The organism is Gracilibacillus oryzae (assembly GCF_009498735.1).
Lineage (GTDB): Bacteria > Bacillota > Bacilli > Bacillales > Amphibacillaceae > Gracilibacillus > Gracilibacillus oryzae.
The window spans coordinates 127,129-150,162 of sequence record NZ_ML762424.1 but is presented as its reverse complement, the minus strand read 5'-3'; the positions used below and the strand labels follow the sequence as shown (position 1 = coordinate 150,162).

26 protein-coding genes and 1 riboswitch are annotated in these 23,034 nt (G+C 37.7%); of the genes, 21 read left to right on the top strand and 5 right to left on the bottom strand.

Going from position 1 to position 23,034, the window contains the following annotated elements; translation table 11 throughout:
- The first annotated feature begins 88 nt into the window (after positions 1-88).
- Positions 89-412: a DUF4870 domain-containing protein gene (locus F9U64_RS00690; protein ID WP_153400854.1), complete on the top strand. Its 324-nt coding sequence runs from the start codon at positions 89-91 to the stop codon at positions 410-412.
- A gap of 34 nt (positions 413-446) precedes the next feature.
- Here the strand turns inward: F9U64_RS00690 and F9U64_RS00685 are convergent, their stop codons facing one another.
- Positions 447-1,208 (bottom strand): FixH family protein, encoded by a 762-nt coding sequence (locus F9U64_RS00685; RefSeq protein ID WP_153400853.1) that lies wholly within the window; start codon positions 1,206-1,208, stop codon positions 447-449.
- Between the two features lie 224 nt (positions 1,209-1,432).
- Here F9U64_RS00685 and F9U64_RS00680 point away from each other — a divergent pair, with 224 nt between their 5' ends.
- From F9U64_RS00680 to F9U64_RS23330, 4 genes are all read left to right on the top strand, one after another.
- The gene (locus F9U64_RS00680; protein WP_153400852.1) at positions 1,433-2,491 is read left to right on the top strand and encodes a metal ABC transporter solute-binding protein, Zn/Mn family; all 1,059 of its coding nucleotides are present in this window, start codon (positions 1,433-1,435) and stop codon (positions 2,489-2,491) included.
- A gap of 196 nt (positions 2,492-2,687) precedes the next feature.
- Positions 2,688-3,671: an alpha/beta fold hydrolase gene (locus F9U64_RS00675; RefSeq protein WP_153400851.1), complete on the top strand. Its 984-nt coding sequence runs from the start codon at positions 2,688-2,690 to the stop codon at positions 3,669-3,671.
- A 51-nt stretch (positions 3,672-3,722) separates the two neighbouring features.
- Positions 3,723-4,520: a DUF4362 domain-containing protein gene (locus tag F9U64_RS00670; RefSeq protein WP_153400850.1), complete on the top strand. Its 798-nt coding sequence runs from the start codon at positions 3,723-3,725 to the stop codon at positions 4,518-4,520.
- A gap of 36 nt (positions 4,521-4,556) precedes the next feature.
- Entirely contained in the window at positions 4,557-4,685 is a 129-nt protein-coding gene (locus F9U64_RS23330) for a hypothetical protein (protein ID WP_266095226.1), read from the top strand.
- A 35-nt stretch (positions 4,686-4,720) separates the two neighbouring features.
- Here F9U64_RS23330 and wrbA read toward each other — a convergent pair whose 3' ends face one another.
- A complete protein-coding gene (gene wrbA, locus F9U64_RS00665; RefSeq protein WP_153400849.1) occupies positions 4,721-5,317 on the bottom strand; it encodes an NAD(P)H:quinone oxidoreductase in 597 nt (198 codons plus the stop codon).
- A gap of 366 nt (positions 5,318-5,683) precedes the next feature.
- Here wrbA and F9U64_RS00660 point away from each other — a divergent pair, with 366 nt between their 5' ends.
- The 8 genes from F9U64_RS00660 (at position 5,684) to F9U64_RS00625 (ending at position 13,722) form a co-directional block, all read left to right on the top strand.
- Positions 5,684-7,390 (top strand): Hsp70 family protein, encoded by a 1,707-nt coding sequence (locus tag F9U64_RS00660; protein WP_153400848.1) that lies wholly within the window; start codon positions 5,684-5,686, stop codon positions 7,388-7,390.
- Positions 7,380-9,185, top strand: coding sequence for a J domain-containing protein (locus F9U64_RS00655; RefSeq protein WP_153400847.1), 1,806 nt, complete (start codon positions 7,380-7,382; stop codon positions 9,183-9,185). The genes F9U64_RS00660 and F9U64_RS00655 overlap by 11 nt, the downstream gene beginning before the upstream one ends.
- Positions 9,182-9,829: a DUF1266 domain-containing protein gene (locus F9U64_RS00650; RefSeq protein ID WP_153400846.1), complete on the top strand. Its 648-nt coding sequence runs from the start codon at positions 9,182-9,184 to the stop codon at positions 9,827-9,829. The genes F9U64_RS00655 and F9U64_RS00650 overlap by 4 nt, the downstream gene beginning before the upstream one ends.
- 100 nt (positions 9,830-9,929) lie before the next feature.
- A riboswitch (TPP riboswitch) is annotated at positions 9,930-10,040 on the top strand.
- Positions 10,041-10,122: 82 nt separating this feature from the next.
- A complete protein-coding gene (locus F9U64_RS00645; RefSeq protein WP_153400845.1) occupies positions 10,123-11,127 on the top strand; it encodes an ABC transporter substrate-binding protein in 1,005 nt (334 codons plus the stop codon).
- A gap of 6 nt (positions 11,128-11,133) precedes the next feature.
- Positions 11,134-11,427, top strand: coding sequence for a thiamine-binding protein (locus tag F9U64_RS00640; RefSeq protein WP_153400844.1), 294 nt, complete (start codon positions 11,134-11,136; stop codon positions 11,425-11,427).
- A 33-nt stretch (positions 11,428-11,460) separates the two neighbouring features.
- Complete coding sequence (locus F9U64_RS00635; RefSeq protein WP_153400843.1) at positions 11,461-12,213, top strand: ABC transporter permease; 753 nt, start codon at positions 11,461-11,463, stop codon at positions 12,211-12,213.
- Positions 12,210-12,953 (top strand): ABC transporter ATP-binding protein, encoded by a 744-nt coding sequence (locus tag F9U64_RS00630; protein WP_153400842.1) that lies wholly within the window; start codon positions 12,210-12,212, stop codon positions 12,951-12,953. Before F9U64_RS00635 ends, F9U64_RS00630 begins: the two co-directional genes overlap by 4 nt.
- Positions 12,946-13,722 (top strand): TatD family hydrolase, encoded by a 777-nt coding sequence (locus F9U64_RS00625; protein ID WP_153400841.1) that lies wholly within the window; start codon positions 12,946-12,948, stop codon positions 13,720-13,722. The genes F9U64_RS00630 and F9U64_RS00625 overlap by 8 nt, the downstream gene beginning before the upstream one ends.
- A 312-nt stretch (positions 13,723-14,034) precedes the next feature.
- On the opposite strand, the gene F9U64_RS00620 is transcribed toward F9U64_RS00625, so the two are convergent.
- The 3 genes from F9U64_RS00620 to F9U64_RS00610 all read right to left on the bottom strand — a co-directional run bounded on the left by F9U64_RS00620 (position 14,035) and on the right by F9U64_RS00610 (position 16,302).
- Entirely contained in the window at positions 14,035-14,757 is a 723-nt protein-coding gene (locus F9U64_RS00620) for a hypothetical protein (RefSeq protein ID WP_153400840.1), read from the bottom strand.
- A 1-nt stretch (position 14,758) separates the two neighbouring features.
- Positions 14,759-15,331, bottom strand: a complete 573-nt coding sequence (locus F9U64_RS00615; RefSeq protein WP_153400839.1) for a sigma-70 family RNA polymerase sigma factor — start codon at positions 15,329-15,331, stop codon at positions 14,759-14,761.
- A 233-nt stretch (positions 15,332-15,564) separates the two neighbouring features.
- On the bottom strand, positions 15,565-16,302 hold the full coding sequence (locus F9U64_RS00610; protein WP_153400838.1) for a thermonuclease family protein: 738 nt from the start codon (positions 16,300-16,302) through the stop codon (positions 15,565-15,567).
- Positions 16,303-16,413: 111 nt separating this feature from the next.
- On the opposite strand from F9U64_RS00610, the gene F9U64_RS00605 reads away from it, so the two are divergent.
- From F9U64_RS00605 to F9U64_RS00570, 8 genes are all read left to right on the top strand, one after another.
- Entirely contained in the window at positions 16,414-17,001 is a 588-nt protein-coding gene (locus F9U64_RS00605) for a YdcF family protein (protein WP_153400837.1), read from the top strand.
- 217 nt (positions 17,002-17,218) lie between these two features.
- Positions 17,219-17,602 (top strand): cupredoxin domain-containing protein, encoded by a 384-nt coding sequence (locus tag F9U64_RS00600; protein ID WP_153400836.1) that lies wholly within the window; start codon positions 17,219-17,221, stop codon positions 17,600-17,602.
- A gap of 84 nt (positions 17,603-17,686) precedes the next feature.
- Complete coding sequence (locus F9U64_RS00595) at positions 17,687-18,706, top strand: LLM class flavin-dependent oxidoreductase (protein ID WP_153400835.1); 1,020 nt, start codon at positions 17,687-17,689, stop codon at positions 18,704-18,706.
- A gap of 97 nt (positions 18,707-18,803) precedes the next feature.
- Positions 18,804-18,983, top strand: coding sequence for a hypothetical protein (locus F9U64_RS00590; protein WP_153400834.1), 180 nt, complete (start codon positions 18,804-18,806; stop codon positions 18,981-18,983).
- 210 nt (positions 18,984-19,193) lie between these two features.
- A complete protein-coding gene (locus F9U64_RS00585) occupies positions 19,194-19,382 on the top strand; it encodes a hypothetical protein (RefSeq protein WP_153400833.1) in 189 nt (62 codons plus the stop codon).
- Positions 19,379-20,848 carry a sodium:solute symporter family protein gene (locus F9U64_RS00580; protein WP_153400832.1) on the top strand — a complete coding sequence of 490 codons (1,470 nt, stop codon included), beginning with the start codon at positions 19,379-19,381 and terminating at the stop codon, positions 20,846-20,848. The genes F9U64_RS00585 and F9U64_RS00580 overlap by 4 nt, the downstream gene beginning before the upstream one ends.
- A gap of 112 nt (positions 20,849-20,960) precedes the next feature.
- The gene (locus F9U64_RS00575) at positions 20,961-22,709 is read left to right on the top strand and encodes a methyl-accepting chemotaxis protein (protein WP_153400831.1); all 1,749 of its coding nucleotides are present in this window, start codon (positions 20,961-20,963) and stop codon (positions 22,707-22,709) included.
- A 105-nt stretch (positions 22,710-22,814) separates the two neighbouring features.
- Complete coding sequence (locus F9U64_RS00570) at positions 22,815-23,030, top strand: YdbC family protein (protein ID WP_153400830.1); 216 nt, start codon at positions 22,815-22,817, stop codon at positions 23,028-23,030.
- Positions 23,031-23,034: the final 4 nt, after the last annotated feature.

Sequence of the window (23,034 nt, the reverse complement as noted above, 5' to 3'; positions counted from 1 at the left end):
CGCTAATTCTTTACGTATCTGTATTAACCATTTTTTGAAGACATATATATTATGGTAAAATGCAAGGAGACTGAAGGGAGGGGAGAATATGCGCGAAAGTGATGATAGACTGTTTTCCATGTTGATTTATTTACTGAGTCTATTTTTTCCAATTATCGCACCTTTAATCATATGGTTGATGAAACGAGATGACTCAGAGTTGGTAGATTTTCATGGTAAGGAATACTTTAACTTTTTAATATCTTTTACTATTTATTCAATAGCAAGTACAATCCTTATGTTTGTGTTAATCGGATTTGTATTAATTTTTGTTGTTGGTATTGCTGCTCTTATCTTAACAATTATTGGAGCAGTAAAGGCATACCAAGGCGAAAGATACAAATTGCCTTTAGTGATCCATTTTATTAAATAAAAGCAAAGTGCGCATAAGTTTCGCGCACTTTTTCTTATTCCGTCACTTCAATGCTATGTTCTTCATGCTCATGTAAGCCCTCGTCATTTGTTACATGGATAACAACGGTGCTTGAACCAGTCTTGGCAAATGTATGTGTTGCTGTATAGACTCCTGCTTGCTCTGTTGCATCAAGCCATTTGTGTTCTTTTTCACCGTCCTGGATGATTTCATATCGAACTTCGGCATTTTCCAGAGGCTGCTCATCTAACATAGGAGAAACAGTCAGTGTAATCTCCTCGTTCACTTTTGCAGTTTCTATTGTTGTAAACTGCATATGGAAGTTTTCATTCTGATGTTGATGGCTGTGTTCTGTATCCTCATGTGATGGATGAGAATGTTCTTCTGTTGGCTCTCCAGTTACAGTGATGGATTTTTTTGGAATTGTGTGCAGTTCTCTTGCCGTCGTATGTGCATATATTTCATATGTACCAGGTTGCTGAAAAGTTACTTCCGCTGTGTAGGTGCCATCATTATTGTTAACTGATTCTACCATCGTTTTATTCGCTTCATCTTCTACATTCCAATATTCGAAACTCATTTCTTCCGCATCTGCAACCATTTCCTCCCCATATGTCACTGTTGCTTTCAATGGCACTGCTTTACCAGTTTCAGCCGATTCAGGAAGATCAAAATTTACCTCAAGACTTTTTGGTTCTTCCATTGTATTTTCTTCCGTTTTATTATTTTCCGATGAGTTGCTGCTGCATGCGGTAACAAATAAAAATAAGAGTACTATTACTAGTGTTTTTCTCATGCTATTTCCTCCAACATATCCTATTTATTCATTGCAACTATATTATTAAATAACAGATAAATCAATGGATAAATTATGAAAATCAAATCGTAATAATTACTGTTTACAAAATAGGGTTTACTATGTATAATAGGTTGATAAATCGTACTTATTTCGTTTTAATTGATTAAGCGGAAATTTTGGTTTCTATAATGTATATAAAACCTAAAAGGGGGACTGGAAATATGAAAAAAACAAGCTTACTAGTTTTATCATTTTTCTTTATTATTTTGCTTGCAGCTTGTGGACAAGAAGAGCAGTCAGAGGCTGACAGCACTGGCAATCAAGATACAACTGCAGGAACAGACGCACAAAAAACAAACAGCGAGGTAATAGATATCTATACAACATTGTATCCATTACAATTTTTTACAAAAGAAATTGGAGGAGAGTATGTGAATGCAACTAGTATCCTGCCTCCAGGCACGGATGCCCATACATTTGAACCAACCTCCAAGCTGATGGTCGAAATAGCAGAAGGGGACTTATTTGTTTATAATGGAGCAGAAATGGAATCATATGCCAGCTCAATCGAAGATGCACTGCAAGATGAAGATGTGAAAATCATAGAAGCAGCAGAAGGCATAAACCTTGTGGAACACACGCATAGTCATGAACATGGAGAAGAGCACAGTCATGGAGAACATGCTCATGATGAAGAAGAGCACAGTCATGAAGAGCATGCCCATGAAGAAGAAGGCCATGATCACGACCATGGTGGCAAAGATCCGCATATATGGCTAGATCCAATCAAAGCAATTGACTTGGCTGAAAACATTAAAAAAGCACTTGTTGAATTAAAACCAGAACAAGCTGATTATTTTGAAGAAAACTTTCATAACCTTGAAGAAAGATTAATAGCATTAGATGAGTCTTTTCATGAAACAATTGAGCAAGCTCCAAACAAAGAGATCTTAGTAACACATGCAGCTTACGGGTACTGGGAGCAGAGCTACGGTATGGAACAAATAGCTATTTCTGGTATATCTTCTTCTGATGAACCATCACAAAAGAAAATCGAAGAAATATTAAACCAGGTGGAAGAAAGCGGAATAAAGTATCTTTTGTTTGAACAAAATGTAGAACCGAAAGTAGCGAAGGTTATCCAAGAAGAAGCTCAAGTGGAACCTTTACAACTACACAATTTAGCTACATTAACAGAAGAAAACATTGAAAATGATGAAACATATTTCACGTTAATGGAAAAAAACTTAGAAGTTTTAGAAAAGGCATTGCAATATTAATAAAATGATGAAATAAAATAATATCAGAAAGCAGTTGGTTGATTGTAACCAGCTGCTTTTTTACTGTGTTGGATTCTCAATATTGTCAGCGGGATATAATTCCAGTAATGGTGAATCCTTTATAATTCCTGATCGTATAGGTAAGGGAACGTGCTGAGAGGAAAAGACTACTTTGGAAAGAAAAGGTGGGTATGGAATGATGGAAGACATGCAAGCAAGTAAAATATTTAGAAAAGAATTTATTTCTATTGATGGGCATAAGCATGGCATGATTATTGAAGGAGAAAATCTTAATAACCCTGTATTACTATTTCTGCATGGTGGTCCTGGCTATCCTCAATACCCGATGATAAAAGCATCTGGACTAGAATGGTCGAAATATGTAACCGTTTGTTATTGGGATCAAAGAGGAACAGGTATGTCTTTTGATGCGAAAACGCAAGGTCCTTTAACTATTGATCGTTTTATTGATGACACATTAAAGATTACTGAATTCTTAAAGAAAGAGTTCGGTAAAGACAAGATTTATTTGTTTGGTCATTCATGGGGAACATTATTGGGTAGTGTAGCTGCCTCCAAGCATCCGGAGCATTATTACGCTTATATCGGTTCAGGACAAATGGGCAGACATTTTAATTCAAATGAAGAAACTTATCAATTCTTACTCCATACATCGATTGCCAGGAATGATAAAAAAGCGGAGAGAAAGATAAGAAAGATTAATTTTGATGAAAATTTTTATCAAGATAAGAATTATCGAGATGTGTTGAATCGTTACTTAATAAAATATGGTGGCGGTATGAAACGTGAGAATTATAAACAAAAACATGGATTGATGGAGATATTAAAGTGCAGGGAATATACGTGGAAAGAAAAACTTAATTTCCCGAGAGGTCTATTCACAACCTATCAAGCATTTGGCGAGACGATTGCTAAAACAGATCTGGTGGAATTAGCTAACAGCTTTGAAATTCCGGTATATATCATGCAAGGCAAGTATGATTACCAAACTACCTATAATGAAGCAAAACGTTTTTTTGAATTAATAAGAGCCCCGCATAAGAAAATGTATACCTTTGAATCATCTGCCCACACTCCTTTTCTCGAAGAACAAGATAAATTCACCAAGCTTTTCTTGCAAGAAGTCTTAACACAGCATGGAAATGAAACAACATCTTGAAACCTTTTTATTTTTAATTCGACTATAAAAGTAAAAAGGCAGGGTGATTTGATGAAATATATATTAACCTTTTTCCTTGTAATTCTTGCAGCTTGTGGAACTGGTAACATGACTGATGGTGATAATAATTACGCAGATAATGAGAACAGTATGACTGGTTATGTTGCAGATGTAGGGGATGAGCGAATAATGGTAGTAGAGAAGAAACTGCAAGAACCATTTTCTGAGATTCCAATAGAAGAATTATCAGAAAAAGCAGGTAATGCGATTAGTTTTCGTGTAGAGGGTAATAAACTGTCAGAATCTTTACAGACAGGTGAAAAGGTGGAAGTAACTCACGGAGCTGTTGCAGAATCATACCCAGAACAAAGTACTGCTAGTCAAATAAAAAGAGTGGTTGACGAGGACGATGATATCATCTTACAACAAGATCAGAAAATGAACCTAATCGAGCTGGAAACATTCAGGCAAGCTGTACAGAATGGGAAGGAAGAACAAATAAGAATGGTTCAATATACAACAGAAGGTGATCCAGTTTTTATGAACATAAACTATGTGAACAAGCAAATCGAAGTAGTTATTGATAGTTCAGAGGATCAGTACGGATCCGAAGAAAATGCCATTCGCCACATTACATGTAGTCAATTGGAGTATTTTTTGACGGAAAGCCAGACAGTTTCTTTTGAAATAGTGAATTGTAATAATAGTGAGTCAACATTATTGGTTGCAGATATACCCCTTGCGGAGATTATCATCCCTGATCAGTCTTATCATAAAGTAGAGGTTAAAGCGGGGGATAACATATTGTTCAATACTTCTGATCAAAAGGAAATCAATGAGATAATTTAAAACATTAGAGGTAGTAAAGGAAATTCAATTGCAGCAATGAGCTTAATGCAGCCGGAAGGGGAACTTACACTTTACGGGGAAACAACAAACATTTCATTTGATTATTATCAAGGCGGAAATCTGGTTCGCTTAAACAGTTATCTGGAAACAGAATTATCTATTTGAAATAAGAGAGGAAAGATGTCTTTCCTCTCACTGAATTATCCGTGAAGTTTTTTAGCTACATCTGCTACACGTCTTGCCTGGTGTTTTACCGCATTTTCCACATTTTCAATCAAAGAACCGTCTTGTGCATGTGTCACACTTGTTCCGTATGGATTACCGCCAGATTCATAGGCACTGTCATCCGTATATCCTGGAGGTACAATTACTGCGCCCCAGTGCATCATGGAAATATAGAAGCTTAATAATGTCGCTTCATGCCCGCCGTGAGGGTTGGATGCTGATGACATTGCTGTCACGACTTTATTTGCAGTTTTGCCAGAAGCCCACAGACCACCTTGTGAATCGATAAATTGTTTCATTTGTGATGGCACATTTCCGAAACGTGTCGGCATACTGAAAATAATCGCATCAGCCCATTCAATATCATCAGAAGTTGCTACAGGAACATGTTGTGTTTCGTCAACATGTTTTCTCCATGCCGGATTCGAGTCAATCGCTGCATCTGGTGCTAATTCTTGAGTCCGCACAACCTTTACCTCTGCTCCAGCTTCTTTTAATGCATCTTCAGCCCATTTAGCAAGCTGATAGTTTGTTCCTGTCGAGCTATAATAAACTACTGCTACCTTAACCATTTATTCAAACTTCCTTTCATGTTTATTCCATCTTGGTTATGTTGGCTTGAACGATAAGAAATATGTATTATCTCAGTTTCAAGGCAATTGCCATCATAACAAATTATCTTTCAATTTTGCAAGATATAAGTCTTCTCATAGCTAGTTTCCATAAGATATGGTATTTGCTAAACAAACAGGAACATAAAACGTTTAGAAAAATTTATAGGATAATTTTACTGCTTATATCTTCTTTATTGTTGCGATCACCTTAAACAGTCATTTAAGAACAGGTAAAAAGTAACTGTACAAAGTGCATGATTTTTTATAGTATTATTTGTGAACATAGTTAAAAATTAACATATAGCGTAAATTAGAGGTGAGAACATGACAATAATAGGAATCGATCTAGGTACTTCTAATAGTGTAATGGCCTATTGGGACGGTGCAAAAGCAAAGATAATACCGAATTCACTTGGAGAAAATCTTACACCATCGATTGTTAGTATGGATGAAAATGGAGAACTTTTTATTGGAAAAGTTGCTAAAGAAAGGTTAATTACCTATCCTGAACAAACGGTTGCCCTGTTTAAACGGAATATGGGAACAGAAAAACAAATGATGTTAGGGAAAAAGTATTATTCAGCAGTTGATCTTTCATCCTTCTTATTAAAAAAATTAAAAATCGAGGCAGAAAAATTTTTGAATGAGACGATTGAAGAGGCGGTTATCAGTGTCCCCGCCTATTTTAATGATGCTCAAAGAAAAGCAACGAAAAGAGCTGGGGAATTAGCTGGTCTGCGTGTTGAAAGACTGATTAGTGAACCGACAGCTGCAGCATTGTCTTACGGAATTCATGAACGAGAGACAGATGCGAATTTTCTTGTGTTCGATTTAGGTGGCGGAACATATGATGTGTCGATTTTAGAGAAATTTGAAGGTGTTATTCAAGTTCGAGCAATCGCCGGCAACAATTATTTAGGGGGGACTGATTTTACTGATGCCCTCATCCATTATGCTTTATCAAAAAGAGGATACTCTCAACAGCAGATAACTACCAAAGAAAAAGCTGCCTTAGTAAAAAAAGCAGAAATTTGCAAAAGAAATTTAACGAATGGTAACACAGCGGAACTTGTATTTACTATTGATGGACAAAATGAAACAGTAAAAATGACGGTTGAGAAATTTGAAGAGATTACACATGATTTGATAATTAAACTTCGCGAACCATTACACCGTGCCATGCAAGATGCTTCTTTACAACCAAATGAATTAGATGCGGTAGTTTTAGTTGGCGGGGCTACAAGAATGCCATTAATTAAAACAGTTGTTAGTAAAATGCTCGGCCGAATCCCTTTTTCGCCAATTGATCCAGATGAATCTGTTGCACTTGGAGCTGCCATTCAAGCAGCATTAAAACAAAGAGCAGAATCTTTAAAAGAAGTAATCCTTACAGATGTTTGTCCATTTACACTAGGGACAGGTGTCGTAAAGGAAATCGGTCAGAATCAATGGGAGAGCGGATATTTTTTTCCGATAATCGAAAGAAATACTCCTATTCCAATCAGTATCCAAAAAAGATTATATACTGTGTATGATAATCAGGAACAAATATTGGTGGATGTTTATCAAGGGGAAAGCAGAAAAACGAAAGATAATCTGAAAATCGGAGAAGTGCGCATTCAGGTTCCCCCTGCGCCTGCAGGAGAAGAAATGATTGATGTCCGTTATACATATGATGTAAATGGTATCCTAGCCGTTGATTGTATCTCTGTTACTACACAGGAAACAAAAAGCATTGTTATTGAACAAAATCCTGGAATGTTAACTAATGAAGAACTAGAACAACAATTGGAAAAGATCGCACAATTAAAAGTACATCCAAAGGATAAAGAAGAAAATCGCTTACTATTAGCTAGAGGAGAAAGGTTGTATGAAGAACTTATAGGTGATCGAAGAAAATTAGTGGCTAATTTACTAGAAGAATTCGATCAGGCTCTAGAAACACAGCGGCCCGATATCATTGAAAAAGCAGCGAAGATTCTGAAAGGGAGGCTCGATCAATTAGAAGGGTGGAATCCACATGATTATTGATTGGGACTTGCTTGAGATAGAGCCAACAAAGGATATTCCAGCAATTAAAAAGGCTTATGCCAAACAATTAAAAAAAAATCATCCAGAGGATAATCCTGTTGGCTATCAAAAATTAAGAGAAGCCTATAACAATGCAGTTAAATATGCGAAGAATCCTGTTGAAAAAGAAGCATATTCAGTAGAACACATCGAGTTCGAGTTAAATCAAGATGCTGACATACATACCTCACCAATACAACCATTCTTGAGTACTCCCAGCTTATCATTCTATGAGCAAATATTATCCATATATGAAGATTATACGAGAAGAATTGACATTAACGAATGGAAAGGCCTGCTTGATCAAGAAGAAATATGGAATGTTGAATTATTTGAAAGAAATAAAAGAGTAATGACCCGATTTCTAGAAGAACACCATCATTTGCCTAGGGAAGTGTGGGAGTGGTTCAATCAAATTTTCCATTGGCAAAGTTGGAATCAGGATTTTTTTCAGACATATGTTCAATCACATAACAATCTGCGCTTTCAATACATAAAAGATATGGAAAAAGATCATGATCTGTTTTTAAACTATCGGGATAATGTATATAGCGGATTAACAGGTCAAACGGCCTTTGATCCTGCAGAATTACAGAAGGCAATGGAATTATTTGATCGTGATCCGGATCTGCTGAAAATGCAGGCACACTATTATAAAGAACTAAAGGAATGGGAATTAGCCTTGGAAACCTATTACAAGGCAATTGAAATAGAACCGGAGGAATGGGACTGTTATGCAGAGAGAGTACGTATTTATACCTATTTGGAGAATTGGCAGATTGTAATAAAAGAAGCTAGTGATATTTTAGAAAAAATACCTAATCATCAAATTAAAATTCATTTAGCAAAAGCCTATTCGGCGACAGAAAATTGGGAAAAGGCACTGGAAATAATTGAACAAATTCTGGCAGAAGAAAAAAATAACCTTGAAGCTAACCTGTTATATGCCCAAATACCAAAAAGTAAAAAACTTATAGTGCAAAATGAAATGGTACAAAAAGAAATGGCTCCCTTTTCATGGAAAGAACGGATAAAATTATTCAGGAAATTTTTATTTATTCCATGGTTGATTCTTATATCCGTAATTACCTTTATCATTCATGTAAGTTTGACAGATGATATAGAACGGCACACTGGACTCGATCTAGTTGGCTGGATGCAGAATCTGTTCCAGTCAGTCGAAGTGATGAAAATAGATTCAGTCAATCAATTAGAGGATTTAGAAGATACTCCCCATTCTTTTGTAACTTTATCGATTCAGGATGCAAGACATACAGGTCTTTATGAAACCCTTGGCAAAAGAGTAGAATGGCATACAAGAGAAAGAGGTTTTTATAACATCGAAGATGCAACCTATCCAGAGAATCTACTGGAAGATGATGCGAAACCCATCTTTGTTGGATACTTGGGGGATACGGCAATTATCTTCACTCAATCGTTAGAAGATATACCGGTAAATTTACCGACAACACAATCCTTCGATACAATTGTAACAGGTGAGTGGCGGCCAATCGATAATCATAGTGATAGTGAAGCAGTTACCAATAGAGTAGAGTCGAAAGTAATCCTGTCTAAGGATGACAGAACGGCACCTGTTATAACTGACATGTATGCTGATGGAGCGATGAAACTTGACGAACCAATGTCCTTTTTAAATTATCCATTTATTGCATTGCTTTTATTTCTGTACTCCTACATTATCTTCAGCATTTACCGAGGTTGTCGCATTGCTTTTTACAGGGAGGTTAGAAAATGACAAGAAAGGTCCCAAAAGAAATAAAACAATTTGTCACAGCAATTCTAGTATTAAATTCTCGTAAGGAATATATATTAGCTGTAGGGTTGTGGCCATATTGGCGCCATAAGAAGCTTTTCCGCAATGGTTTAAAAGCTAGAAAGATAGAAAATAAGCAAGACCTTGAAGAAGGATTGGACTGGTGTTTTGAAAAAGGAGGGAGGAGTGATTTTGATACAGCTTACAGCAGAATAAGTCTTATGCCCATGGATAGCAGGCAATTCATCCTCAAGACAATGTCACAGGAAGATGATAATTTCCATAAGTGTAACGGAATACACCATGAAATGCATCGAATACCTTTAGGCGGAATATTGGCTGTGGATATGACAGAATATCTGTTTATTGCTCTTGCCGGCCAACGATTAGGTTATTTAACGGAGGAAGAAGCAGCAGAACGATTTCGTTCAGGGCTGAAAAAATTACAGGAAAATTACCGTGATTGGAACGAATTTATCGTTGGATATAATTATGGTATGCAACATCACTCAGCTAATTTTTCGAACGAATATGCCAGAATAAATAAAAGATATTTGCGAACAATTCTATTAGCTAAGCGAAGCCCGATGAATAAGATTAATTGGCAGATGTCCTTAGACTTCTAAACAGAAACCATCTTCCTTCTCGTTATCTTCAACATAATTGTACAGAAGAAAAAACTTGAACTATTTGTTGTTTTATGTCAAAGTAATAAGATAAGATCATAAAAAAATGTGGGGGGACTGGTGTTGCCAGTTGAGATTGTATCCGTACAGATACTGACCCTTAGAACCTGATCTGGTTAGAACCAGCGTAGGGAACATATGGGATAATGCTATCTATATGCGCTCTAGGCTTATGTCTGGAGCGCTTTTTGCTGTATGTTCCCTTGTAAAAACAATTATAGGGGGAAAAAATCATGAAAAGAATTTTAGTTGTAGCAGTCAGCATGCTCTTGTTTTTAGCAGCATGTGGCGGGGGAAGCACTGAAAACGGAGAAGCAGAGGAAAATGCTTCCGAAGAATTAAAAGACATCACCTTTGTACTTGACTGGACACCAAATACGAATCATACCGGATTATATGTCGCACAGGAAAAAGGGTACTTTGAAGAACAAGGATTAAATGTAGAAATAGTCATGCCTGGTGAAGCAGGAGCAGATCAAATGGTAGCATCAGGCCGAGCAGATTTTGGTATAAGTGCACAAGAAGCTGTCACAGAAGCCCGTGTTCAGGATATTCCAATTGTATCAATTGCTGCAGTTATCCAGCACAACACATCAGGGTTTGCGGCACCAGTCGACAGAGGCATCACATCACCAGCTGACTTTGCCGGCAAAACATACGGCGGCTGGGGAGCACCAGTAGAGGCTGCTGTTATTGACTCATTAATGAAACAAGAAGGTGCGTCAGTTGATGATGTTGAGATTATCAATATGGGTGAAGCGAACTTTTTTACAGCAGTTGAGAGAGACGTAGATTTTGCCTGGATTTATTATGGCTGGACAGGTGTGGAGGCAGAATTAAGAGATGTCGAGCTTGATATGCTTTATTTAACCGATTATTCGGAAAAACTAGATTACTATACTCCTGTTATCACTACAAATGAGGAAATGGTTAATAGTGATTCAGAAACAGTTAGTGCATTCGTAGCTGCTGTAGCAAAAGGTTACCAATTTGCGATCGATAATCCAAGTGAAGCTGCTGATATCTTAATTGAAGCAGTACCAGATTTAGACCCTGAGCTTGTAAAGGCAAGTCAGGAATGGCTCTCACCGAAATATCAGGATGATGCAGCAAGATGGGGTGAACAGGATGCAGAAGTTTGGCAAAACTATGCAGACTGGATGTTTGAGAATGAACTATTAGAAAAAGAGCTGGATGTGGAATCAGCATTCACAAATGAATTTTTACCAGAGGAGTGATCTTGGATGGCAAATGCATTAGTCAGTATTCAAATAATTCCGAAAACACCGAATGGGGAGGACGTTATTCCGTTTGTTGATGCAGCGATTGAAGTGATTCAAGCTGCTGGTGTCGATTATAAAGTCGGACCATTGGAAACAACGATGGAAGGTGACCTGCACGAATTATTATTAGTTCTGGAAAAAATGAATCAGCGGATGCTGGAGTTAGGCTGTCCGAGCAACATATCACAGGTGAAAATATATACACGAGCAGATGACAAGGCATCAATGGATGATTTAACCGCAAAATATGATTAAACTTAGTTAATCTGGAAAGGAGGTGCCACACATATGATTAGGAAATCATGGCTCCCGGTTACTGTGATACTCTTCATTATCATTATTTGGGAGCTCTCTTCCAGGTTTTTCGCAATTCCTGACTGGATATTACCAGCACCTACGGGGATTATGACAGAAGCATTGGCAGGCTGGGCTGATTACCAGCACCATATTTTTTCAACTATTCAGTTAACCATTTACGGCTTTTTACTTGGTGTCACGATTGGATTGCTGATAGCCATTGCGCTGCATCTCATGCCGAAATTAAGAGAAGCTCTATACCCGTTATTAATTATGTCACAAAACATTCCGATCATTGTGCTGGCACCACTTCTTGTGATCTGGTTCGGATTTGGACTTACGCCAAAACTGATCATAATTGTTCTCGTCTGCTTTTTCCCAATTGCTGTCGCGACAATTGATGGCCTAAGACAGACAAATCCAGAACTTATTCACTATATGAAAATGGCAGGAGCAACAAATAAGCAGATTTTTACCAAACTGGAACTTCCACATGCACTCCCATCGATTTTTTCAGGACTGAAGATCTCTGCAACTTACAGTGTGATGGGTGCTGTGATTTCAGAATGGCTTGGTGCCAATCAGGGAATTGGTGTCTATATGACGCTGGCATCATCATCTTTCCGGACGGATCGGGTGTTTGTAGCGATTCTGTTTATTATGATATTATGCATGCTCTTTTTTGCGATTATTATCGGGTTGGAAAAATTGCTGATCAGATGGAGAAAGGATGAGAATGGATGAGCACATTAGCAATAAAGGATTTGTCGAAAAGCTTTGGCGGTGACACCATTCTCAGCCAGCTCGAACTTAAGGTAAATGAAGGAGAATTTGTTTCCTTATTAGGACCTTCAGGCAGTGGGAAAAGTACAATCTTTCATCTGATTGGCGGCCTTTACCAGCCGGATAAGGGAATAATCGAACTGGATGGGAAAGACATTACAGGCCAAAAGGGATCGATAAGCTATATGCCGCAGTCACCGTCCCTTTTCCCATGGCGGACGGTCTTGGAGAATGTGGTTTTAGCACAGGAGCTTTTCGAAAAACCGGATAAACAAAAAGCGACGGAGATGTTAACACGAGCAGGATTGGCAGATTATATCAACAGTTATCCCGCTCAATTATCTGGTGGAATGCGACAGCGAGTTGCTTTTGTCCGCAGTCTCCTGAGTCCGCAATCATTGATTTGCTTAGATGAGCCATTTTCCGCACTGGACGAATTTACAAGATTAGATATGCAGAAGTGGCTTTTATCGATATGGGAAGAAGAACGCCCATCTGTATTGTTTGTCACCCACAATATTGAAGAAACCATCTTTCTGTCTGACAGGATACTTGTCCTTGGCGCGCGGCCAGCAAATGTTATCGAGGAAATCAGCATCCCATTCGACAGACCAAGAGAAGAATCCTTAACATTAACACCAGAATTTTTACAATTGAAAAAACAGATCTTCCACACATTGCGAGGGATCAACAATGATTGATGCCCACATTCATTTGGACTGGTATAATGAGGAAGAACAAGCGATAATTTTAGAGGATTTGGAAAAACGTACGATCGACGGCGTTATTGCGGTATCGAGTGATTTGAATTCATGTAACAACGTATGGAAACTTCATCAAGCGTGCCCACACGTTTATCCGGCGTTCGGCTGGCATCCGGAGCAAAAGCTGCCAAGTGAAGCAGAACTTGATGCAATAGAGGAAATGATTCATAAACATCAAGATTCTCTTGCAGCAATTGGTGAGGTGGGCTTACCATATTATATGAAAAAAGAAGATCCTTTTCTTGATGTGCAGCCATATACGGAGATATTGGAGCGATTTCTTTCATTGGCGAAAAAGTGCGACTTGCCGATTGTTCTTCATGCCATCTATGAAGATGCAGAGCTTGTTTGTGACTTGCTTGAGAAACATCAGGTGACAAAAGCACATTTTCACTGGTTTAAAGGATCAGAAAAGACTATCCAACGAATGATTGAGCGGAAATATATGATATCTGTAACACCAGATTGTTTGTACGAACAAGAAATTCAAAGATTGATTGAGCAATATCCGCTTGAGTTAATGATGGTTGAAACAGACGGCCCCTGGCAATTTGAAGGACCATTTCAAGGGCAGATGACACATCCTAAGATGATGGAACAATCCCTTGCACAAATAGCGCGAATAAAAAACATGCCATTCGGAACGGTATCTGCAACGATTGTGAAGAATACTGTTACTTTTTATCAAGTAAAAGATCGCCATTGAAACGGCGGTCTTTCTTAATGAGAAAACCAGGGGGAAAATAACAGCTGGTGTGATGTTCTCTTTCACCACTGCCGTGAGAATTGTGATCGGAGAGAGTGAAGGCATTGAGAGAGTGGATCAATGCCGTGAGAGTTGTGATCGGAGAGAGTGAAGGCATTAAGAGAGCGGTTCAATGCCATGAGAGTAGTGATCGGAGAGAGTGAAGGCATTGAGAGAGCAAATCAATGCCATGAGACTTGTGATCGGAGGAACTCAATGCACTGAAAGAGTATTGCAAAATGCTAATGCCCTGCAGCAATAAGTATTTCCGGTTTATCTATCTAAATCAGCGAGTGTTGGTGCTATGATAGCAGCAGATTGACCAGACATATAAGCTCTGCCTAATGTGAAGTTTAGATAATATGTTCCATTGGACAAGGCATTTTTGCTGTAAAAACTCCATGTTTCGCCAGCAGGTATTCTAACAGTAAATCCTTCTATAACATCCCAATCTTTTCTTGTAATATCCTCTAATGAGATTGTAATGCTCTTTGATCCTGTATTTTGAATCCAAAATTTTGCATACTTAAATTCTCCATTTATCTCAAATTGTTGGGAATGATCAAGACCACTTAATGATATTAAGAATTCAAGATCGCCCATTGTTCCATCAGTTTCTTCTACTGGCAAACTATCATCTGCCACTCTTTCAAAAATAACATCGCCATTCTCCACAATAGTACCAACATCACCTTGAAGAATTGACTTGTAAGTTCCTTCTCCTGCGGGTGCGGCAGCAGCTTGCTCTTCCTGACCGGTATTCATATTGCTATTCGTTCGTTCTTCACTTGTAAAATGATCAATTGTAATGGTTCCTAAGAAAAACAGCAGAGATAGAGTAACCGCTACACTTATCAATTTAGGCAAGAGTGTCCTTTTTGCTTTTTTTTCGTGTAATTGCTGAAAAACATTGTGTTTTTGCTTTGAGCCGAATTTAATGTTCTTTAACTCAGAGGAAATCATATCGTTTCTAAGATTTTTTAATTTATTTTCCATTTTAGAAATCACCTCTGTCTATTTTTTTTCTAAGAATTTCTTTTGCCTTCTTCAGTCTGGTTTTTATCGTATTCTCATTTAATTGAAGTATTTCTTTTATCTCTCTAACTTTTAACTCCTCAAAATAATGTAATATGATTACTTCTCGATATTTGGGACCTAATGAAAATACACACTCAATTAGAGTGCTGGAAGTATCTTTTTCCATATATGCAGATTCTGATGATGGGGCCCTTTCACGATTCAATATTTCTTTCATATTAGTAGGGATATTGCGTTTAACGTAGGAGCTTCTCAGATAATCTTTACAGCAATTAATGGTGATTCGATAGATCCAGGTCTTTATTGAAGAGTTATTTTTAAACTCTTCTCGTTTTTGGTAACATTTTATAAAGGCATTTTGTGCTAAATCTTCAGCAATAGCCCTATCTCTTACATAACTGTATGCTAACCAGATAATCTCCTGTCCATATTCGTTCATCAGGTCATTTAGCCACGTTTCCTCGCTTGGCTGGTCTGTATAAATATCATTGAGTTCCGTGTGATGCGAGGACTTAGCGAAATTGTTTGCCATTTTTTTACCTCCTTCCTTCAATTATTAGACGTAGTTAACAAGAGTTTGGTTTTTGTTTTTAAAAAATATAAACATGACAGGAACATTATAATATATCGCTTCCATTTACTTTGCCTGCCCGCACATGGAAACTTTGAAAAATTAAAAAAGAATCCAATCATCAAACTAGATGACTGGATCCTTTTTCTGGTATTAACTAGTACATTCTGCTAGTTTAGATGCCCCTCAATTAACTATTGCCGTGGTGCACGAAATCCAGCCTCTATAGCTTCCATCTCTGTACAAAACATAACTTCTGCCTTTGTCTGCTCATACCAGGGTGATTCTTGTGTATGATAAATCTTATCAGATCCTATATTCCCTTTTATGAGACAACTGTTATTATCTGGAACGTCTTCTGTTTGCTTTTCGATCTCCTGATTAAAACCGTGTTCCGTAACATATCCTGGTATACTCCATATTCCTTGCATCTCAGATTTTGCTGCTTCCTCCACTTTTTCCATCTCGTCCTGATAAACATATGGCGGATCAATTATGTAAGCATAACGAGCATAACCTTCTTTGACAAGCAATTCGTTGAAGTTCACGCCATCCACCCAGACATATGCAAGTAATCGGCCATAGTGATCTTTCCTTGGTCCATCGAATTCTAGTTGAATATCTTTGCCATCCAGGGTTTTCTCAGCAAATGCAGATGCCTCTGGTCCAAATGGCTGAACAGGCAGATCGGGGTGTTTCGTTTCCGGTGTATCGACTAACAATAATCTAACCGTTTCTTCCTTTCCTTTATATCTTACTTTTACTGTATCGCCATCAATTACTCGAAGTACTTCGGCTGTTTCTAAGGTTTCTGCCCCGTTTTTTTCAACATTACTATTAAAAGAATTCTGCTCATGTACTTGTGCTGTTCCGCAGCCAGCTAATAGCAGCATGATAATAAGGAGTGCTGAAAAACTATTTTTCCAATTCATATCTGTATGTCCTCCTGCTGTTAAAACATAAAGCTATCAAACAGTTTACTATATGACAGACATGTTTAAAAGATTTACTTTTTCCTGTAAAATAAAGTAAAGGAGGATGCAATGAAACGAAAACTGATATTTACCATAATTCTCGCTATTGCTGGTGTTTTACTTATTCATATTGGCTGGATTGTTGTGGATGGACTTACAGACGAAAAGCAATCTGCACAAACAGGAGTAGTACTTGGTAATAAAGTAAATGAAGACGGTACTCCATCTGACAGATTAAAAGCAAGGTTGGACAGGGCCGTGGAACTGTACAACGATAACTTAATCGAAAAAATAATTGTCAGTGGCGGGACAGGGAAGGAAGGATATGATGAAGCTGTGGTGATGGGGGAATATTTAAGATCACAAGAGATTCCGGCAGAGCATATCATCAAAGACAGGAACGGCTATAACACAAGGATGACAGCAGAAAATGCGGCAAAAATTATCGAGGAGAATAATCTTAACGATGACGAGATTTATATAATCAGTCAGTTTTACCATATTTCCAGGACAAAGTTAGCATTTCAGCAGGAGGGTTTTGAAAAGGTTTATGGAGCACATCCAGCATATTGGGAATGGCGCGATATTTATTCTACATTAAGAGAAGTTCCAGCATTTTATAAATATCTTTCAGAGGGAATATTTTCACCAGGATGATTTATTTGTGAACTTTTTGTGAAGGAGACAATTAAAGCTAGTAAAAAAAACACACTTATCGTTATAATGAAAATGTTGGGCGATAATTAGTTTCATAGCTTAAAACTCTACATATCTGGAGAGAATAGTAATGGTGTGATCTTAATCAATTTATCTTTGATTTTAAATCACTATAATGAACAGGTAACCGATTAAAATAGTAAAGGGGTAAATGTAAATGAAGAAATGGTTAGTATCATTAACAGCAGTATCACTACTAGTTTTACTTGCAGCTTGCGGTGGCGGCTCTAGTGAAGAATCTGAATCTGGAAATAATGAAAATGAAACAAAAGAAGCTGGCGGAAGTGGGGAAACGGTTGATATTATCGCTTCAAACTGGGAATTTGATCAGGAAGAATATACAGTGCCAGCTGGTGAAGTAACTGTCAATCTATCAAGTAAAGATGGCTTTCATGGAATCGAAATTGAAAACACAGACATCGCAATTGAATCTGAAGGCAGCGCAACAGCAACATTAGAACCAGGGGAATATAAAATATACTGTAATATCCCATGTGGAGCAGGACATAGTGACATGGTAGCAACATTAATTGTTCAATAGTTTTAAGATAATAAGACTTCCTGGTTCACCAGGAAGTCTTTTCGATATGTTATGTACACAATAAGGCTGAAAGAGGAGAAGTTTATGAGTACATTTGAATTTGGTATTTATTCTTTATCAGAAATGATGGAAGATCCGATCAAAAAAGGGAAAATATCTGCTGCTGATAGATTGGAACAAATTATCCAACTGGCAGAATATACGGAAAAGGCTGGACTTGATTTATTTGGAGTAGGGGAACATCATCGGTTGGATTATGCGGTATCATCACCGCAAATGGTTTTATCGGCAATTGCGCAAAGAACGAAAAGAATCCGCTTAACTGCTTTAACATCTTTATTAAATACGTCTGATCCAGTCCGTTTGTTTGAAGATTTTTCCACATTGGACTTACTTTCAAAAGGCAGAGCAGAGTTTACAGCTGGACGAGGAGCATTTGTTGAATCATTCCCATTGTTCGGATATGACGAGCGAAATTATGATCAATTGTTTGAGGAACATTTGCAATTGTTTATCAAATTAAATCAGTCTACTAGTGTGAGCTGGCAAGGCAATTACCGGCCATCTTTAGATAATGCAGAGATTGCTCCAAGACCATACCAGCAAAAACTGCCAATTTCCATTGGGGTAGGCGGTACGATAGAAAGTGCCATTCGTGCCGGCAAATATGGCTGTGGTTTAACAGTTGTAATGATTGGGGGTACTGCAAAAAAATATCAGCGATTAATTCAAGCATACAGAGATAGTTATCAAGGGGAAAGCCCGCATATCGCGATAGCAGGTCATACCTTTATAAGGGAAACGGAGAAAGAGCTGGAAGAAGAGTTCTATCCTTACTATGCAAATTACTGGAAACATATAACACAAGAAGGTATTGGCGGTGCAATGGGTGCGGCAAGATCTGATTTGGAATATTTAACTAGTAAGGAAGCATCTATCTTTGTTGGTACACCTGAGCATATTATAGAGAAACTAAAATATCAATCCGAATTATTCGGCCATCATCGTTTCAATGCACAAGTGGATTTTGGCGGACAGTCATTAGAAGCAATGGAAAAAACAATCAGACTATTAGCTGGCAAAGTAGCTCCAGCGTTTAAATAACTTAGAGAATCCTCATTAAAACCAACAATAGACTAGTCGATTCAGCGAGGTTATGGTACGATGTAAGTATATTGAAAGCGTTTAAGAGGGGGATCTTATGTATTATAATAAAATACGAATACCTTTACTTATTGTTCTTGTTGTCCTGATGTTTTTAGATTTAAGTGGTATTATCTATGTACCGCCATTGGTCATATTCCTGATTGCAATTGGATTGATTGCTTATAACATTTATATCAGAAAAAATGCAGCAAATTATTATAAGAAGAAAGATTAACAATAGGAGCCGGAAAAAGAAGCGAAAAAATGCTTCTTTTTTTTGTACATTGGAAAAGATTTCTGCGAAAAAGTCTTGGTCGATGTACGGGGAATTTTATTTTTCCAAGTATAAGCCAATGGGATTTTTTCTAATTTGATCAGGTGTCTTTACAGATGTATAGAAAAGTGTATAATGATAGTGATAAAAAGAAATGGGCAGGTGGGGACAATGAATAAAAAAGAGAAAATATGGGGTTTGACCATTTTAATAATAATACTTCTAGGTTACCTTATTCCTTACACACTTCTTAGCAATGTTGCCAAATGGTACGGCAGTTTCTTATTATGGACAGTTTTAGCCATTTTAATCATTGCGGCAAACTATATGTTGACGAAAGATTGGAGTGATGAGGAATGAGTACAACGCTTGTATGGAGTATGATCATTATTTACGTAGCTTTTGCTTTAGTAATTGCATATTTGTCAAGAAACGGAAAGCAGGACAGTATGACAGGTTATTTCCTTGGTGATCGAAAATTAAACGGATTTGTGTCCGCACTTAGTTACAGTGCGACAACATACAGTGCTTTTATGTTAGTAGGATTAGCCGGACTTACTTATAATGGCGGAATTGGTGCATATGGTTTTGAAATTATTTATTTTATGGGTGTTTCTTTAGTAGCAATTTTCGGGCCGAGGTTCTGGTTAGTTGGGAAAAAATATGGCTATGTCACTCCATCAGAAATGTTAGGTGACAGGTACCAAAATAAATGGGTAGCAATAGTCACTGCTATATCAAGCTGCCTTTTTCTTATTCCTTACAGTGCTGTCCAATTAACAGGAATAGGCTATTTACTGCAAGGTGTGACGAATAATGCGGTCTCCTATACAACCGGTGTAATTATTGCGACAGTGTTAGCATTAGTATTTTCTTATATTGCGGGTATCCGCTCTGTTGCATGGACCGACTCCTTACAGGCATTAGTGATGATTATTACTGCTACCATTGTTGTTATTCTGATCATTAACGGATTAGGAGGAATAACAGGATTCTTTGACAGAATTGAAACAAATCATGCTGAGGATTTAACCGTTCCGGGGAATGGGTATTTCAGTTTCTGGACATTTCTTGGCTTGACGATTCCGTGGTTTTTCTTTAGTATTTCCAATCCGCAAGTCAGCCAACGATTATTTATGCCAGCTTCATTAAAAAGTTTGCGACATATGCTGATGGGCTTTCTTATATTTGGGCTGATTTATACGATTGTTTCTGTTGTGTGGGGATTCTCTGCAGCTATATTATTTCCCGATTTAGAGAATGCAGACCTGGCTACACCCATGTTACTATCATCTGATTTAGTGCCGCCAGTATTAGGTGCAATTGTGATGGTAGGAATCATGGCTGCAGCAATTTCCACAATCGATTCGATTCTTTTAACACTGTCTTCCCTTTTCTCCCGTGATGTATATGGCAATATGAAAAAACAGACAGACGATAAAAAGCAGCTTAAAGTCGGTAAAATTGTGATTCCAATAATAGCTATTCTGGCCTTCTTATTTGCGCAGTTACAGCTTGACTTGATTGCTGTACTGTCTGTAGCTTCATCAGCGGGTCTGATTGTTGTTGTGCCAGCAATTATCGGTACATTCTTTTGGAAAAAAGGAACAGCTGCTGGGGTAATCAGCAGTGTGTCGATTGGTAGTCTGGCAGTTATTATTCTTGAATTTTTCACCATAACGCCACTCGGATTAAAATCAGGGATATGGGGTCTCCTGCTATCAGCAATCTTATATATTGGAGTTAGTGCTGTTACAAAACCGCCAGCAGAAAAGGCCGAAGAATTTATTGGATATGTTACAGCTAAATTAAAAAGCAATAAATAGTTACCTGTGAAAGGGTAGCTATTTTTTTCTATTATTTTCCACGAAATGGTTGGGTGAAAAGGCTTTACTTCTTGAGGATTTTGTCGATATATATACAAAAGGGGAGTGTCGTATGAAAAAGATAAAATTAAGCAGCAGTGTTACAGCTAAATTAAATCTCTTAATAATCGGAATTGTGCTAATTACTGGTATTGTAATTGGAACAGTCAGTTATAATGTTGCTAAGAACCATTTACTGGAATCTGGACAAAGTGAATTAAGAAAAATTGCAGATGGGGCATTCACAGTTCTGGAGTTATTAAACCAGGATGTGGAAGAGGGGACGCTGACTTTAGAGCAAGCAAAAGACCGTGCAAGAGAAATTCTGAACGGACCGGTAAATAGTGAAAATGAATATGATTATATGCAGACAAATTTTGTCTATAAAAATGAAGGGTATGTTCTAGCATATGACCAATCATTAGTATTACAGCTGCACCCATCCAAAATCGGCGGCGAACCAGCCGATGAACTTAATCGCAGCAACAGGGCGAATTTAGTGGAAGCAGGTATGGAAACAAATCCCGAAGACCGCTTTGCTGGATACAATGATGAGCAGCCAGATGGCAGTTACCGTCAGAAAACAGCCTATATGCGTTATTTCGAACCATGGGATTGGACAGTTGGGATTGCCGTTTTTGAAGATGAATTTTATGAAGGACTCCACAATTTAAAATATGTCATTGTTGCAATAACTGGAGCCATTATTGTAGCAAGTTCCATTATCTTTTACTTGCTAATCAGACGTAAACTTAATTTACTTAAGAATGTCGCGGAAGCAGCTGCAACAATTTCTTCAGGAAATATAAGCCAGACTGAGCTTCCAGAATCAAAGGACGAGATCGGTTTATTAGCCGTTTCCTTTAATAGAATGTCTGGAGAATTAAAGCGTCTTGTGACAAGTGTTCAGCAATCAAGTGAACATCTGTTAGACTCTGCAACAGATCTGTCAGCCATATCTGAACAAACTTCGGCAAGCAGTCAGGAAGTAGGTACAGCAATGATGGAAATTTCCAGCGGTGCACAGGAGCAGGCGAACGACTTAGAAGATGTCCATTCAAGAGTAGAATTATTAATGAAGACAGTTCAGCAAATGAAAGAAGAGACTGTAAGAGTCGAAACAGTTATGCAACAGACAGAACAAGTATCCAATAAAGGAATGGCCATTGTTTCCAAGCTCAAAGTATCGAATAAGCAATCAGCTGACGCTTCGAGTGAAATATCAAGTGATATGAAACAATTAAGTGACAAAGTAAAACGAATTACCACTGTAATGGACACAATTGAACATATTGCAGAAGAAACTAATTTACTTGCACTGAATGCAAGTATAGAAGCAGCCAGAGCAGGTGAACATGGCAAAGGGTTCGCAGTAGTTGCTGATGAGATTAGAAAGCTGGCAGAACAGTCAAAGAAAGCCGCGCATCAGGTGCAGGATGTGATCTCTACTGTCGTGAAGGAAACAAACAAAACAGTAGAAGCAGTTAATGCGAATATGAAAAGTACCGAAAGTCTTAACATGGACGTATTAGAGACAGAAGGAAAATTTGCCGATTTACAAAAAGCGATTGAGAAGATTGCCCTTGCAACTAGTTCATTAAATAATAATATGGCTCAAATAACGAATCAGACAGAAATGATGAGTGAAAGTATTGAAAGTGTATCAAGCGTGTCAGAAGAAACTGCTGCGTCTGTTGAAGAAATATCTTCGTCTATTGATGAACAAGTTAATGCGATCACGAATGTTGCAAAAGCAGCAGAAAGTTTAACAAATCTAAATCACGAATTAAGTGACCTGCTTAGGAAGTATCATGTCTCTTAATACAGGAAGCTTCCATTGTATCTCCTTCCTTGATTAGGTAAAATAAATGTGGACAAGTATGATAGGAAGCTTTTCATAATTTTTCTGAAAAATTGAGGTGATAAAGTGGCAGGAATCAAATTTGAGATTGTTGAGCATGTTGCCGTCCTTTCTGAATCCGGCAAAGGCTGGCAAAAGGAGATCAATCTTGTAAGCTGGAATGACAGAGAACCAAAATATGATATAAGAGATTGGTCACCGGAACATGATAAGATGGGCAAAGGTGTAACGCTGAGTTTAGAAGAATGGCAAGAATTAAAGAAATATTTCAGAGCGGAATAATGTG